At 76.6% G+C, this 14,903-nt stretch carries 12 protein-coding genes and 2 pseudogenes; 7 read left to right on the top strand and 7 right to left on the bottom strand.

Annotated elements, in window-relative coordinates:
• Nucleotides 1-164: 164 nt before the first annotated feature.
• Complete coding sequence (locus tag ABEB13_RS28630; protein ID WP_345707746.1) at nucleotides 165-1,709, top strand: endonuclease/exonuclease/phosphatase family protein; 1,545 nt, start codon at nucleotides 165-167, stop codon at nucleotides 1,707-1,709.
• Complete coding sequence (locus ABEB13_RS28625) at nucleotides 1,652-3,538, top strand: phosphocholine-specific phospholipase C (RefSeq protein ID WP_345709858.1); 1,887 nt, start codon at nucleotides 1,652-1,654, stop codon at nucleotides 3,536-3,538. The genes ABEB13_RS28630 and ABEB13_RS28625 overlap by 58 nt, the downstream gene beginning before the upstream one ends.
• 37 nt (nucleotides 3,539-3,575) lie before the next feature.
• Here ABEB13_RS28625 and ABEB13_RS28620 read toward each other — a convergent pair whose 3' ends face one another.
• The 5 genes and pseudogenes from ABEB13_RS28620 to ABEB13_RS28600 form a co-directional block, all read right to left on the bottom strand.
• Complete coding sequence (locus ABEB13_RS28620; protein ID WP_345707745.1) at nucleotides 3,576-4,775, bottom strand: glycoside hydrolase family 3 N-terminal domain-containing protein; 1,200 nt, start codon at nucleotides 4,773-4,775, stop codon at nucleotides 3,576-3,578.
• Between the two features lie 124 nt (nucleotides 4,776-4,899).
• Nucleotides 4,900-5,577, bottom strand: coding sequence for a phosphonatase-like hydrolase (locus tag ABEB13_RS28615; protein WP_345707744.1), 678 nt, complete (start codon nucleotides 5,575-5,577; stop codon nucleotides 4,900-4,902).
• A 12-nt stretch (nucleotides 5,578-5,589) separates the two neighbouring features.
• The gene (locus ABEB13_RS28610; protein WP_345707743.1) at nucleotides 5,590-6,711 is read right to left on the bottom strand and encodes a TIGR03364 family FAD-dependent oxidoreductase; all 1,122 of its coding nucleotides are present in this window, start codon (nucleotides 6,709-6,711) and stop codon (nucleotides 5,590-5,592) included.
• Between the two features lie 86 nt (nucleotides 6,712-6,797).
• Nucleotides 6,798-7,499: an ABC transporter ATP-binding protein gene (locus tag ABEB13_RS28605; protein ID WP_345707742.1), complete on the bottom strand. Its 702-nt coding sequence runs from the start codon at nucleotides 7,497-7,499 to the stop codon at nucleotides 6,798-6,800.
• Nucleotides 7,496-8,571 (bottom strand): annotated as a pseudogene (locus tag ABEB13_RS28600) (ABC transporter permease). The gene ABEB13_RS28605 and the pseudogene ABEB13_RS28600 overlap by 4 nt, the downstream one beginning before the upstream one ends.
• Nucleotides 8,572-8,755: 184 nt before the next feature.
• Here ABEB13_RS28600 and ABEB13_RS28595 point away from each other — a divergent pair.
• Both ABEB13_RS28595 and ABEB13_RS28590 read left to right on the top strand, forming a co-directional pair.
• A complete protein-coding gene (locus ABEB13_RS28595) occupies nucleotides 8,756-9,976 on the top strand; it encodes a sensor histidine kinase (RefSeq protein ID WP_345707741.1) in 1,221 nt (406 codons plus the stop codon).
• Nucleotides 9,973-10,605 (top strand): response regulator, encoded by a 633-nt coding sequence (locus ABEB13_RS28590; protein WP_345707740.1) that lies wholly within the window; start codon nucleotides 9,973-9,975, stop codon nucleotides 10,603-10,605. Before ABEB13_RS28595 ends, ABEB13_RS28590 begins: the two co-directional genes overlap by 4 nt.
• Before the next feature lie 252 nt (nucleotides 10,606-10,857).
• On the opposite strand, the pseudogene ABEB13_RS28585 reads toward ABEB13_RS28590, so the two are convergent.
• Together ABEB13_RS28585 and ABEB13_RS28580 are read right to left on the bottom strand one after the other, a co-directional pair.
• Nucleotides 10,858-11,136: pseudogene (locus ABEB13_RS28585) on the bottom strand (phosphatase PAP2 family protein); the annotation flags it as partial.
• A 191-nt stretch (nucleotides 11,137-11,327) separates the two neighbouring features.
• The gene (locus ABEB13_RS28580; RefSeq protein WP_345707739.1) at nucleotides 11,328-11,975 is read right to left on the bottom strand and encodes a DedA family protein; all 648 of its coding nucleotides are present in this window, start codon (nucleotides 11,973-11,975) and stop codon (nucleotides 11,328-11,330) included.
• Between the two features lie 111 nt (nucleotides 11,976-12,086).
• On the opposite strand from ABEB13_RS28580, the gene ABEB13_RS28575 reads away from it, so the two are divergent.
• From ABEB13_RS28575 to ABEB13_RS28565, 3 genes are all read left to right on the top strand, one after another.
• Nucleotides 12,087-12,455: a BlaI/MecI/CopY family transcriptional regulator gene (locus ABEB13_RS28575; RefSeq protein WP_100888125.1), complete on the top strand. Its 369-nt coding sequence runs from the start codon at nucleotides 12,087-12,089 to the stop codon at nucleotides 12,453-12,455.
• Nucleotides 12,452-13,378 carry a M56 family metallopeptidase gene (locus ABEB13_RS28570; RefSeq protein ID WP_345707738.1) on the top strand — a complete coding sequence of 309 codons (927 nt, stop codon included), beginning with the start codon at nucleotides 12,452-12,454 and terminating at the stop codon, nucleotides 13,376-13,378. Before ABEB13_RS28575 ends, ABEB13_RS28570 begins: the two co-directional genes overlap by 4 nt.
• 143 nt (nucleotides 13,379-13,521) lie before the next feature.
• Complete coding sequence (locus ABEB13_RS28565) at nucleotides 13,522-14,895, top strand: helix-turn-helix domain-containing protein (protein WP_345707737.1); 1,374 nt, start codon at nucleotides 13,522-13,524, stop codon at nucleotides 14,893-14,895.
• Nucleotides 14,896-14,903 lie beyond the last annotated feature (8 nt).

The raw sequence follows: 14,903 nt of genomic DNA, 5'->3' as shown, positions 1-14,903 counted from the left end.
CGGCCCGGACCGACAGGGCTGCGGGACACGGCGATTTGGCCGAGCTCCCGACGGTCCGTCACACGCCGTTCACGGCGAATCCGCCGCCGACCGGGTGAATGGTCGAGTTGTTCAGCCAACTCGACTCAGCTGCCGACTGGTTGCGGCGGCGGACAGGACCATCTGTGGCGACCGGATCATCCCTCGTCCTCAGTACTCCCAGCAGTCCGACCGAGGGCGACAAGCTCACCTTCCACTGGTCGACCTCCGCGCCCGACCCGAAGAACTGGGTGGGCATCTACGACGGGACGCGGCAGCCCGGCACCGGCTCCTCGCTGCTGTGGAAGTACACCCCCGGCGGCAGCGGCGACGTCCAGCTGGACACCTCCGCGCTGACCGGCGGGCCGTACACCGCCTACCTGCTGGCCAAGGACGGCTACGGGATCCTCGCGCAGACGGCACCGTTCTCGTTCCGCCCCAAGCCGGCCGCGCCGCGTCCGCACAGCGCCGTGGACGCGCTGACGGCCACGGCCGTGGCGCCCGGCGCGGCCGTCTCGGTGAAGCTCGGCGGGCTGTGGGTCAAGGGCACCGGCACCCCCGCGTACCGGAAGGTCTCCGGTGACGCCTGGCTGTCGGTGGCGGCCGACGGGACCGTGAGCGGCACCGCGCCCGCCGCCCAGGCGCACCCCGCCGTGGTCACCGTGGGCGTCAAGGACCCGTCCGGCGCCGTCGACACGGTGACCGTGCAGGTCCCCGTCCGCGACCCGGCCGGGCCGATCGCCCTCAAAGCCGCCACCTGGAACCTGGCCAACGCCGGGGCCGCCTTCACGGACGCCGTCGAGAAGCAGCTGCGGGCCGTGCTCACCCAGGGGCTGGACGTCCTCGCCCTCCAGGAGACCGCCGGCAGCGCCGCGCAGAACCTCGCCACCGCGCTCGGCTGGTACGCCTACCAGAGCGCGGGCAGCGTCGGCATCCTCAGCCGGTACCCGCTGACCGCCGTCACCACGCCCACCACCGCGCTGCCCGCCGCCGCGGCCACCCTGCAGCTGCCCGGCGGCCGCTCCGTCCGCTTCTGGGCCGCGCACCTGGACGAGAGCGGCTACGGGCCGTACGCCGTCCAGGACGGGCAGAGCGCGGCCGCCGTGGCGGCGGCCGAGACGGCGTCCACCCGCGGGCAGCAGGCCAGGGCGCTGGCCGCCGCCGTACAGGCCGACATCGCCACCGGGGTGCCGGTGGTGCTCGCCGCCGACCTGGCCTCCCCTCGCACCTCGACTGGACGGGGGCCGGGGCCGGCCCGCGCTCGCCTGGCCGGTGACGGTGGCCCTCCAGGGCGCCGGGCTGACCGACGCCTACCGCCGCGCGCACCCCGACCCGGTGGTCTCGCCCGGCGCCACCTGGTCGCCGACCAGGGCGGTGCGCGGCAGCAAGCCGGAGCCGCAGGACCGGATCGACCAGGTCCAGTTCGCGGGGCCGCTCGCCCTGGCGGAGGCGCACACCCTCGCCACCGGCTGGCCCCTGGCCGAGCCGAACGCCGCCGGCAACGGCTGGCCGAGCGACACCGCCGCCGCCGTCGCCACCTTCACCCTCTGAGAGGCAGTGCCATGACCCCCAGCTCAGCCGCCGCGGTTTCGTCGGCGCCACCGCCGCGGCCGGCGCGGCCGCCGCCGTCGGCCTGCCCGCGGCCGCCGCCCGGGCCGCCACCGGCGCCGCCGGGTCGATCGCCGACGTGAAGCACGTGGTGATCCTGATGCAGGAGAACCGCTCCTTCGACCACTACTTCGGCACCCTGAACGGTGTCCGGGGCTTCGGCGACCGGCAGGCGCTGCAGTTCCCCGACGGCACCGACGTGTTCCGCCAGCCGGACGCCGGGCGCAGCGACGGCGGCGTGATGCTGCCGTACCGGATGGACACCTCGAAGTACAACGCGCAGAACGCCGGGGGCCTGGCCCACGACTGGGCCACCGGGCACCAGGCGATCAACGGCGGCGCGATGAACAAGTGGATCGCCGCCAAGGGCGAGCGCGCGATGGGCTACTTCACCCGCGCGGACATCCCCTACCAGTACGCGCTGGCCGACGCGTTCACGCTCTGCGACGCCTACTACTGCTCGATGGCCGGCCCCACCGACCCGAACCGGCTGTACCTGTGGACGGGCACCGCCGGCCCCGGCCGGGACGGCACCACCGGCCCGTGGATCGACAACACCCCGGTCACCGACAACCCGGTGGCGGACTGGACGACCTACGCCGAGCGGCTGCAGGCCGCCGGGGTGAGCTGGCGGGTCTACCACAACCCGAGCAAGGACGACCGGACGGGCGACTACGACGACAACGCCCTCTCGTACTTCAAGCAGTTCCACGCCTTCCCGGCGACCGACCCGCGGTACGTCAACGCGATGACGAAGTTCGACCTCACCGCGTTCGACCAGCACTGCCAGGACGGCACGCTGCCCACCGTGTCCTGGCTGGTCGCGCCCTACCTGTTCTGCGAACACCCCAGCGCCAGCCCGGACTACGGTGCGCACTGGGTGGACACGGCGCTCCGCTCGCTGACGGCCAACCCGGCGGTCTGGCAGCACACCGTGTTCCTGGTGATGTACGACGAGAACGACGGCTACTTCGACCACGTGCCGCCGCCCACGCCGGAGCCGGGGACGGCCGAGGAGTACACCCAGGGCCGGGCGATCGGCCTGGGCAACCGGGTGCCGCTCTGGGTCGCCTCGCCGTGGTCGCGCGGCGGCTGGGTGAACTCGCAGGTGTTCGACCACACCTCGGTGCTGCGCTTCCTGGAGCTGGTGACGGGGGTGCAGGAGCCCAACATCTCGGCATGGCGGCGGGCCGTCTGCGGCGACCTGACCAGCTGCCTGGACTTCACCGCGCCGGACTGGTCGGTGCCGCAACTGCCGGACACCGTGGCGCTGATGGCGAAGGCGGACGCCGGGGCCTCGCTGCCGGCGGTACAGCTCCCGGCGACGGGCACCCAGGCGATGCCCGTCCAGGAGTCCGGTGGCCGGCCGCACCGCCCGCTGCCGTACCGGCCGTGGGCGGACGTGGCCGTGGACCGCACCACCGGCCGGGTCACCTGCACGATGGCCGAGGCGGGCGCGGTGGCCTTCCCGTTCGCCGTCTACCCGAACATCGTGTACGCCTTCGCCGGCACGCCGTTCACGGTGGCCCCCGGTGCCGCGTCGACGTACGTCTGGGACGCCTCGGCGACCGACGGCCGGTACGACTTCTCGGTGCACGGCCCGGACGGGTTCGTGCGCCGCTTCGCCGGGACGGTCGTCCGCGCCGGGCAGGACGACGTGGCCGTGCCGTCCGTGACGGCGTCCCTCACGGCCCAGGGCGTCACCCTCCAGCTCGCCAACGACGGCCGCACCGAGGTCTCCTTCACGCTGGTGCCGAACGACTACGCGGGCACCGCGCAGACTCTCTGGGTCGGCCCGGGCGGGCGGACGTCGGTGACCTGGCCGCTGGACGCGGCCGGCCGCTACGACGTGGTCGTGACGGCGGGGACGGGCACCCGGTTCCTCCAGCGGTACGCGGGCACCGCGCACTGAGCCGGCGGCCTGCGCCGGCCGCCGGGGTGACCGACGGTCAGCGCAGGCCGGCCCGGAGGGCGTCGATCCGGTCGACCGCGGCGGTGAAGCCGTCACGGGCCAGGGTGCCGTCGGCCAGCGCGTCGGCGAGGGCCTCGGCGGCGCGCAGGCCCTGGGCGGTGTCGCGGCCCGAGCAGAGCAGGAGGTCCACGCCGGCGGCCGCCGCCGCGACGGCCCGCTGCCCCGTCCCGCCGAAGGCGGCCAGCGAGCCCGCCTCCAGTGCGTCGGAGACGGTGACACCGGTGAACCCGATCCTGCCGCGCAGCTCCTGCTGCACGACGGTGGGCGAGAGCCCGGCGGGCCGTTCGGCGTCCAGCGCCGGGTAGACCGCCCAGGAGAGCATCACCAGCCCGGCCCCGGCGGCGATGGCCGCCGGGTAGGGCGCCTCGCCGACCTCGCGCAGCTCCGTGAGCGGGTCGGCGAGCGTGACCGGACCCTCGTCGGTGTTGGCGCCGGCCGGCGCGGTACCGAGCCCCGGGAAGTGCTTGACGGTGCCCGCGACGCCCTCCCGGTGCTGGGCCGCGGTGAACGCGGCGGTCAGCATCCCGACGTCCCCCGGGTCCTTCCCGAACGAGCGCTGCTTGGCGTCGATGAAGTTGCCGGGGGCCGCGTAGACGTCCAGCACCGGGGCGAGGTTGACGTTGAGTCCGGCGGCGGCGAGGTTGCGTCCGGCGCCGGCCCCTGCCTCGGCGGCGGCCCGGACGGGGTCGGCGGCCTCGGAGACCTGCCGGGCCGACAGTTCGGGCGCGCCGCTCAGCCGGCGCACCCGGCCGCCCTCCTGGTCGGTCATCAGCAGCAGCGGCCACCGGACGGGGCTCTGCTGCTGGGCCTGGCGCAACTGCCGGACGGCAGCGGCGAACGCGGCCGGGTCGATGGTGTTGTCGCTGAAGAAGATCACGCCGCCGGCCCGCCCCTCCCGGACGGCGTCCAGCAGGTCCTGGGGCGGCACGGGGCCGGGGTAGGAGTAGACGATCCGGCGCCCGGCCAGCTGCGCCGCGGTCGGGGCAGGGGTCGGCGAAGCGGCGGCGGGCGGGGTGATCGGGGGCACGGCCGATCCCTGGGTGGTGGTGGCGGACGGGGCGGCCGCCGGGGAGGGCGCGGCCGCGGGCGTCGGCCCGCCCGCCGGCCGCGGCGGCGTACCGCAGGCGGCGAGCGCCGTCAGCAGGCACACGACCAGGTACCGGGTACGCGGCGTCACGGCACTCCCTCTCGCTCCGTCCGGACGGGCCGCCGTCAGGCTAGGCCGAGCCGTCCGGTGGCGGGGAGCGCCGCGCTGGCAGGGCCCGGCGGCGCCCCCGCATGGCCGATCGCGGCCGGCCGGCTCAGCCCGCGAGCAGCCCGGGCAGCTCGGCCACCGAGGCCAGCACGTGGGTGGCGCCGTCGGCGCGCAGCCGCTCCTCGCCGTGCGCACCGGTGAGCACGCCGGCCACCACCGGGGCGCCGGAGCGGGTGCCGGTGAGCATGTCGTAGCCGGTGTCGCCGGCCACCGCGATCTGCCGGACGGACTCGGTGCCGGTGCGCAGCAGCGCGGTGAGCACCAGGTCGGGGAAGGGCCGCCCGCGGCCCGCCTCGGCGGGGCACAGGGTGAGGTCGGCGAGACCCTGCCAGCCCAGCGCGTCCAGGATGCGGTCCTGAGTGGCCCGGGAGAAGCCGGTGGTGAGGACGACGGTGCGGCCGGCCGCGCGCAGTTCACGGACGGCCTCCTCGGCGCCGGGCAGCGCGGCGCAGTGCCCGGCGTCGACCAGGTCGTGGTACGCCTGCTCGAAGGCCCGGTTGGCCCGCTGGGCGTGGTCCTCGTCGCCGAACAGGTGGCGGAAGACGGAAATCTTGGACTCGCCCATGGTGGCGCGGACGTGGGCGAGCATGCCCGCGTGCTCGGGGCTGCCGTCCTCGACGCCGAGGGTGCGGGCTGCGGCGTGGAAGGCCTGCTCGACGAGGCCGTCGTCGGCGACGGTGGTGCCGGCCATGTCGAGGACGACGAGGCGGATGTCGGTGCTCATGGTGAACGGTCCTCAGAGGTTGGCGAGGTGGGCGGTGGTCTCGGCGATCGCCGGGGAGCAGGTCATGCCGCGCCCGCCCGGTCCGGTGACCAACCAGACGCCGTCGCGCAGCTGCTCGCGGTGGACGACGCGGGTGGTGTCGGTGCACTGGGCGTACACGCCGGCCCAGCGGCGGCGGATCCTCGGCAGCGGCCGGCCGAGCAGTTCCTCGGCGACGGCGGCGAGGTGCTCGTACGGGTCCTCGACGACGTCGAAGCCGAACGGCTGGTCGTACTCGTGGGTGTCACCGATCGTCAGGCCGCCGTCCTGGCGCTGGACCATCAGCAGCTGCATCCGGTGCTCGGCGGCGACCGCGGTCTGCGGCTGCTCCGCGCGCAGGGCGTCGAGGGCGGTGCCGCCGTAGGCCGGGTAGTACCGGAAGCTGTCGCCGTCGGCGACCGAGGTGGTCAGCGGCTCGTCGAGCGGGTCGGTCTGCATCATCTGCAACCGGACGCGGCGGACGGGGAGTTCGGGGGCGAGCTCGCGGACGAGGCCGCCGAGCCAGGCGCCGGTGCAGAGGACGACCAGGTCGCCCTCGTGGAGCTGTCCGTGGTCGTCGCGGACGGCGCGCTCGCCGACCACGTCGCGGACCTCGCGGCCGGGCAGGAAAGTGTAGCGGCCGGTGGCCTCCAGGGCGGCGCGCAGGGCGGGCTGGGCGAGGCGGGGCTCGACGGCGGCGTCCCGCTCGCACAGCAGCGCGCCGAGGTGGCGCCCGCGCAGGGCCGGGTTGGCAGCCCTGGTCTCGGCGGCGTCCAGCAGCCGGTAGCCGCGTTCGGCGGCGTCGGGCAGCTTCAGCGCCTGTTCGGCGACGGCGAGTTCGGCCTCGGTGCGGACGACCGTGAGCGATCCGTCGGGCCGGAACCACAGGCCGGGGACGCGGGCGCCGATCTGCTCCCACAGGGTGCGGGCGCGCAGCGCGGTGGCGAGTTCCTCGCCGGCCGCCCGGCCGCCGACCCAGACCAGGCCGAAGTTGCGGACGGAGGCGCCGCGCGCCTCGCTCTCGCGCTCCAGGTGGACGACCTCGTGGCCGCGTTCGACGGCCTGCCAGGCGTGCATGGTGCCCAGCACGCCCGCTCCTACGACGATGACTCTCATGCGGACAGGCTGGGGCGGCGAGGTGTCCGCCAGGGTCGCGGCGGCGGCCCCGAGATGAACCGACCCGGAAAGTTGTACAGACAACCCTATCCGGCGGCCGGGGCGGCGACCTGGGCGGTCACCACCCGCAGCCGCCCGTCGCCGACCTCGGCCACCTGGTCGGCCACGGCCAGGTGCGAGCGGTCGTGGGTGACCAGCACGGCGGCGGTGCCCCGCTCGCGTACGAGCGCGGCGAGCAGCTCGACCACCGCGGCGCCGCGCTCGTGGTCGAGGGCGCTGGTCGGCTCGTCCACCAGCAGCACCCGCGGCTCGTTCATCAGCGCCCGGGCGATCGTGACGCGCTGGCGCTGGCCGCCGGACAGCTGCCCGGGCCGGCGGCCGGCCTGCCCGGACAGCCCGACGGCGGCCAGCAGGTCGAGCGCGCGGGCGCGGGCCTCGCGCGGCGGCCGGCCGTCCAGGTGGGCCATCACCTGGAGCTGTTCGACGGCGGTCAGCGCGGCCAGCAGGTTGGGCTGCTGGAAGACGATGCCGATGCTGCGGCGGCGCAGCGCGGTCAGCGCGGCCGGGGCCAGGCCGGCCGTGTCGGTGCCGTCCACGACCACCTGGCCGGAGTCGGGGCGGATCAGCGTGGCGGCGACCGCGAGCAGGCTGGACTTGCCGGAGCCGGAGGGGCCGACCACCGCGGTCAGGCTCCCGGGCGGCACCCGGAGGGAGACCCGGTCGAGCGCGGTCAGGCGGGTGTCGCCGTCGGGGTAGGTCAGGGTGACATCGGACAGGACGAGGCTCATCGGGCGCTCCCCAGGGCGGTCAGCGGGTCGACGGAGGTGATCCGGCGGACGGACAGGGCGGCCCCGGCGGCGCCCAGGGCGATCATCACGAGGGCGGGCCCGAGGACGGTGGAGGCGTCCAGCACGAACGGCACCGTGCCCAGGGCCAGCGCGCCGACCCCGGCGGCGACCGCGGTGCCGGCCGCGGTGCCCAGCACCAGCAGCACCACCGCTTGGCCGAGGGCGTCCTTGAGCAGGTAGCGGGTGGACGCGCCGAGGGCCTTGAGCACGGCGACGTCCCCGCTGCGCTGGATCGTCCAGACGGTGAAGAAGGCGCCGACCACCAGGGCGGAGATGGCGAACAGGAAGCCGCGCATCAGCTGCAGCGAGCCGTTCTCGGAGGTGTAGGCGCCGATCGCGTCGAGCGCGTCCGCCCGGGTCACCGTCCGGGTGCCGAGCCGGGCGTCGGCGGCCCGCAGGTCCGCCCCGGGGCGGGTGGTCAGCGCGATCACGGTGGCCCGCACGCCCGGCCGGCCGGTGGCCGGGGCCATCCGCTGCCAGTCGGCGAGGCTCGTCCACACCACCGGGGTGTGGTTGAAGGCGGCGTCCCCGGCGACGGCGGTGACCGCCACCTGCTGCCCGGCCAGGGTGATCCGGTCGCCGGGGCCGGCCGCGAGGGCGTCGGCGGCGGCGGCCGACAGCACCGCGCCGCCGTCGCGGACGGGGGCCGGGGCGAGGGCGGAGCCCGGGGTGACGCCGAAGGCGGAGACGGCGGCCGTCCGGTCGCCGGCGCCGGCCCGGCCGGTGCTGATGCCGAGCGGGTCGGCGGTGGTGACCCCGGGCACCCCGGCCCACTGACGCCACGCGCTCTCGGGCAGCGTGGAGTCGCCGAAGGAGAGCTTCTGCCCGTCCGACGGTGCGGCGAACACCACGTGGTCGGCGGGCAGGCCGGTGACGGCGGAGGTGTTCCCCGGGCCAGGCCGGCGGTCAGGCCGGACAGCAGGCCGACCAGCACGGTGATCAACGCGACCACCGTCCCCATCAGGGCGAACCTCCCCTTGGCGAACCTCAGGTCTCTCCAGGCGACGAACACAGCGGTGCGCTCCCTCTTGCTCGGCGGTCCGTCGGCGGCCCGGCGGTCCCGGGATCAACTCTGGCGATCGGCTTTCGGATGCACATCACGCCGCGGTTCGATCCCCGGGAATCGAAGGGAGGGCCCAGGATTCAACCTTTTGATTGATCGGCCCGCCGGGCCCTCCCGGTACCGTGGGAGGACCATGAATCCGCCTGCCCCCACCCCGGCCCTGCGCGTCGTCGCCCGCTGTCTGCACCTGCTGATCGCCGGGCTGCTGGCGCTGGCCGCCGCGCGGGCACTGGCCGGTGAGGAGCCCGGCGCCGCCCGGGTGACGGCGGCGGCCGCGCTGACCGCCGCCGTGTACGCGGCCGGGCCGCTGCTGCCGCGCGTCGGCCGCCGCCGGCTCGCCACCGCGCTGTGGCTGGCCGCGCTGGGCGCGGCCTGGCTGCTGCTGGTCGCGGCCACCCGGGACGGCGTGTGGCTGGCCTTCCCGCTGTACTTCCTCCAGCTCCACCTGCTGCCGCGCCGGGCCGGCCTGGCCGCGGTCGCCGCCACCGCCCTCGCCGCGGCGGCGGGCTTCTGCCTGCACGAGGGGGCGCCGGCGCCGGCCGCCCTGATCGGCCCGGCGATCGGGGCGGCGGTGGCGGTGGCCACCGTGCTCGGCTACCAGGCGCTCTACCGGGAGAGCGAGCAGCGGCGGCGGCTGATCGACGAGCTGACCGCGGCCCGGGCGGAGCTGGCCGCGGCCGACCACGCGGCGGGGGTGCTGGCCGAGCGCGAGCGGCTCGCCCGGGAGATCCACGACACGCTCGCGCAGGGGCTGTCCTCCATCCAGTTGCTGCTGCGGGCCGCCGAACGGGCCCTGCCCGGCGACGTTCCGGCCGCCGGGGCGCATGTGCGGCAGGCCCGGGAGGCGGCCCAGGACAACCTGGCGGAGGCCCGGCGGTTCGTCCGGGCGCTGGCGCCGCCGGTGCTGGACGGCGTCCCGCTGGCGGTGGCGCTGGAGCGGCTCTGCACGACGGCCTCGGCGCGGTCCGGGCCGCCGGTGCACTTCACGCTCTCCGGGGACGCGGTGGCGCTGTCCGCCCCGCAGGAGCTGGCGCTGGTGCGGATCGCCCAGTCCGCGCTGGCCAACGCCGCCCGGCACGGCCGGCCCGGGCGGATCGAGGTCTCGCTCAGCTACATGGGCACCGAGGTCGCGCTGGACGTCGTCGACGACGGCGCCGGCTTCGACCCGTCGGCGCTGCCGGCCGGCGACGGCGGCGAGGGCGGGTTCGGACTGGCCGCGATGCGGGCCCGGATGGCGGCGCTCGGCGGCACCCTCAGTGTGGAGTCCGCGCCCGGCCAGGGCACCGCGGTGGCCGCCCAGCTGACCGTGACCGACCGGCTCGCACCGGCCGCGACCGGCGGGGTGCGGCCGTGACGGCCCGGATCCGGCTGCTGCTCGCCGACGACCATCCGGTGGTCCGGGCCGGGCTGCGGGCCGTCCTGGAGACCGAGCCGGACCTGGAGGTCGCCGCGGAGGCGGCCACCGCGGAGGAGGCGGTGGCGCTGGCGGCGCTCGGCGGCGTGGACGTCGTCCTGATGGACCTCCAGTTCGGCCCCGGCATGGGCGGCGCGCAGGCCACCGCGGCGATCACGGCCCGGCCCGGCGCACCCCGGGTGCTGATCGTCACCACGTACGACAGCGACGCGGACACCCTCGGGGCGATCGAGGCCGGGGCCACCGGCTACCTGCTGAAGGACGCCCCGCCGGCCGAGCTGGCCGCGGCCGTCCGGGAGGCGGCGGCCGGACGGACGGCGCTCGCCCCGGCGGTGGCCGACCGGCTGATGGACCGGATGCGCACGCCGGCCGTGGCGCTGAGCCTGCGCGAGGTGCAGGTGCTGGACCTGGTGGCGCAGGGCCTGGCGAACCTGGAGATCGCCCGGCGGCTGCACATCAGCCAGGCCACCGTGAAGTCCCACCTGGTGCACGTCTACGCCAAGCTGGGCGTGGACTCGCGGACGGCGGCGGTGGCCGCCGCCACCGCCCGGGGCCTGATCCGGCGCTGAGCGGCGCCGGGCGGGCAGGCGGCCGGCCGCCCGTCCGGCGACCGGGCCGGGACAGCCGTACGGCCCGCCGCGGGGGTCGGCGGGCCGTACGGGGTCGGGGGTGTCAGACGGCCAGTCCGGCACCGAGGAAGCCGGCCAGCGGGCCGCTGCGGGCCCGGTCGACCAGGGCGCGGCGCGGCCGGCGAGGACCGCGAGCGGCGCCGCGACCAGGATGCCGACCAGGGCGCCGACCACGACGTCGTGCGGGTAGTGCACGCCGACCCAGACCCGGGAGGCGCCCATCAGGGCGGCGGCGACCAGGGCGGCCGTGCCGAGCCTGCGGTAGGCGAACCAGAGCGCGGTGGCGGCCGCGAAGGCGATCACCGTGTGGTTGCTCGGGAAGGACCAGTCGCCGGCGACCGGGCAGCTCTCCAGGGTGACGCTGCCGGGCAGCTGCCGGCAGGGCCGGTTCTCCGCGATCAGGCTCTTGAGGACGGAGTTCGCGGCGTACGCGACGACCACGATCAGCGGGGAGGCGAGCACCCGCGCCATCACGGCCGATTCGGCGCCGCGCGCCCGCCACCAGCCGCACAGCATGAGAACGGCGAAGAGGGCGAGGCCGAGGTCGGACCAGACGGTGATCACCCGGTCGAGCCAGTGCGGGGCGGCGTCCGCCCAGCCGATCACGCGGGTGTAGAGGCCGCCGTCGATGCCGCTGCCGTCGTAGGCGAGGAAGGAGCCGATCATCGGGCACCTCCCTCACGGCGGGCCCGCAGCACCTCGCGCACCACCGGGATCACCGAGATGACGATCACCACGCCGATGATCGGCAGGAGGTACTGGTCGATGTTCGGGATCGACGAGCCGAGCGCGTAGCCGGCCAGCACCACGCCGATCGTCCAGACCGCGCCGCCGACGACCTGCCAGAGCGTGAACGTCCGGACGGGCACGCCGACCATGCCGCAGAGCGGGTTGAGCACAGTACGGACCACCGGCACGAAGCGGGCGATCACGATGGCCCGGCCGTGTCCGTACCGGGCGAGCAGTTCCTCGGCGCGCGCGGTGCCGCGGTGCAGGCTCCGGCTGTCCGTGCGGCCCAGCAGGGCCCGGCCGCCGCGGCGGCCGATCACGTACCCGGTCTGGGCCCCGAGCAGCGCACCGGCCAGGGCGGCCGGCAGTACCTGGGCGAGGTGCAGCTGCGGGCCCGCGGTGGCGCCGGGCACGCACAGCAGGCCGGCGGTGAACAGCAGCGAGTCGCCGGGCAGGAAGAACCCGACGAGCAGGCCGGTCTCGGCGAACAGGACGACGGCGATGCCGAGGGCTCCGAAGGCGGCCAGCAGCGACGAGGCGTCGAGCACGTTCACCGCGAGCAGGGCGGATGACTGGGGCAAGGTTGGCGGACCTCCCGTACGTTTGGTGGCGACCCCGCGCGGGCACCACGACCGTCTACAGTGACGTAGACGGTCTACATGACTGTAGACGATCAGGGAGGAAGCGTCGACATGTCCGATTCGCCCGTCCGACGGCCGGCCGGCGGTCTGGAGGCACAGGTCCTCGCCGTCCTGTGGGCGGCGAGCAGGCCGCTCACCCCGCAGGACGTCCAGGCCGCCCTCGGCGACGAGCTGGCCCGCACCACCGTCACCACGATCCTCGCCCGACTGCACGACAAGGGCACCGTCGGACGCACCCGGGTGGGTCGCGGCTTCGCCTACGCCCCGACCGTCCAGGACCAGGCCGGTCTCGCCGCCCGCCGGATGCGCACCGAACTCGACCGCGGCCAGGACCGCTCCACCGTCCTCGCCCGGTTCGTCTCCGACCTGTCCGCCGAGGACGAGCAGCTGCTGCGCGACCTGCTCGGGGAGGCCACATGAGCCTCGCCGTCTGGGTACCGCTGTTCCTGCCGCTGCTCGCCGCCCCGCTCGCCCGCCGCCTTGCCGACCGCTGCACCCCGCGCGCCGCCGCACTGCTGCTCGCCGGCACCGCCGGGGCGCTCGCCGCCGGCACCGTGGTCAGCCTCGGCCTGCTCGCCCTCGCCGGACTGCTCCGGCTGCCGTTCGTCGCCGGGCTCGCCCACCTCGCGCCGCACTGGCTGCCGGCCGCCTCCGCCGTCCCGGCCGGCGCCGCCGTCCTCGCGCTGATCGCCGTCACCGCCCTGGTGTCCGGCGCCGCCCGCCGCCAGTACGCCGACCTGGCCCGCGCCCGGCGCACCCTGCACACGGCCACCGCCGACGGGCCGCTCGCCCTGCTCCACGACGAGCGCGCCGACGCCTACGCCCTGCCCGGCCGGCCCGGCCGGATCGTCGTCACCACCGGCATGCTCGACGCCCTGCCGGCCGCCGAACGGGCCGCCCTGCTCGCCCACGAGCACGCCCACCTCGCCGGCCGGCACCACCTGTTCCTCGCGCTCGGCGAGTACGCCGCCGCCGTCCACCCCGCCCTGCGCGGCCTGCGCCCCGCCCTCGGCTTCCACCTGGAGCGCTGGGCCGACGAGAGCGCCGCCCACGCCGTCGGCGACCGCGCGCTGACCGCACGGGCGGTCGGGCGGGCCGCGCTCGCCGCCGCCCGCGCCCCCGGGGCGCCCCGCCCCCGGCTGGCCGCCGGCGCCCACGGCGGGCCGGTGCCCCGCCGGGTGGCCGCCCTGCTCGCCCCGCCGACCGCACGGCGCGGCCCCGGCCGGACGGCCGCGGCCCTGCTGCTGAGCTGCTGCCTGGCCACCACCGCGGCCACCGCCCTGGAGGCCACCACCGACCTCCACCAGGCCGTGGAGACCGCCCAGGCCGCCACCGGGCGCTGACCGCGCACCCGGCACGGCGCCAACCGGCCATCATGGCCGATTGGCGCCGCCGGACATGAGAATTCCCGCTCCTTGGGCATGTCCCGATCGGACGGCCTTACCCTGTCTGCGGACCGGCGGCGCACACGGAGGGGCGGGGGCGGATGCACAGTGCACACCGGGCTGCCCGCGGCCGCCCCGTCCACGGCACCGCAGACCTCGCCCGCAGCTACGACCTCACGCTGGCCGCCGTCCCCGGCCAGGGCGGCCCGCCCGGCGAGGAGCGCGCCCCGGCATCGCCCCCGCCGCCCCGCCCCGAGATCTCCGACTCCTGGCAGCGGCTGCGGCGGCTCGGCCTCGACCCCGACCTCGGCCGCAACATCCGCCGCATCGGCACCGCCGAGGTCGAACAGCGCCGGCACGACTCCCAGCTCGCCGCCGTGCTCCCGGCCCTGCGCAGCACCCTGCTGGGACACCCCGGCGACGCCCCCGTGCTGCTCGCCATCGCCGACCCCGAGGGCCACCTGCTCTGGCTGGACGGCGCCCGCCCGCTGCGGCGCAGCGCCGACGGCATCGGCTTCGACAAGGGCGCCCGGTGGACGGAGGACGAGGTCGGCACCAACGGCATCGGCATGGCACTGCGCACCGAGCGGGCCACCAGCGTCCACTCCGCCGAGCACTACCTGCGCAGCCACCACGCCTGGACGTGCGTCGCCGCCCCCGTCCGCGACCCGCGCACCGGCCGGCTGCTCGCCGTCCTCGACCTGAGCGGCCCCGCTCACCAGGTCCAGCCGCACCTGCTGCGCCTCACCGCCACGGCCGCCCGGCTCGCCGAGGCCGAGCTGCGCGCCGTCCAGCTGGAGTCGCTGCACCGGCTGCGGACCCTGGCGGCCCCGATGCTGGCCCGGGTGAGCGGCCCGGCCTTGGTGGTCGACGGCGCCGGCTGGACGGCCGCGGCCGTCGGGCTGCCGCACATCCCGCGGCTGCGGCTGCCCGCCGAGGGCTGGGGCAGCAGCGCGGTGCAGTGGCTGCCGGCGTTCGGCCGGTGCGCGGTGGAGCCGCTGGGCGGCGGCTGGCTCGTCCGGCCGCTGGGGCCGGCGGCGGCCGCCGCGGAGCAGAGCGACGGCGCCCGGATCCACCTCGACCTGAGCCGACCCGGACGGCCCGAGCTGCACGTCGCCGGCGCGGCCGGCGGCTGGTCGCACACCCTGAGCCCGCGCCACGCCGAGGTGCTGCTGCTGCTCGCGGTGCGGCGGACGGGACTGAGCGCCGCGGAGCTCGCCGAGGGGCTGTTCGGCGACCCGGCGCGCACCGTCACCGTCCGGGCCGAACTCTCCCGGCTGCGCCGCTACCTGGGCGCCCTGCTGGACCACCGCCCGTACCGGCTGGCGGCATCCGCCGAGGTGACGGTGGCCGGCCCGGCCGAGCCGCTGGACCTGCTGGCGACCTCCGCCGCACCGGCCGTCCGGGAGCTGCGCTCGGCCCTGCTGGCCGGCGCCGCCGTCCTGCCGGGCGGCCCGCCCGTGCCGCGGCCCTGAACCGGCCG

It is taken from the genome of Kitasatospora paranensis (assembly GCF_039544005.1).
In the GTDB taxonomy this organism is placed as follows: domain Bacteria; phylum Actinomycetota; class Actinomycetes; order Streptomycetales; family Streptomycetaceae; genus Kitasatospora; species Kitasatospora paranensis.
This window is presented reverse-complemented; position numbering and strand designations above follow the sequence as displayed.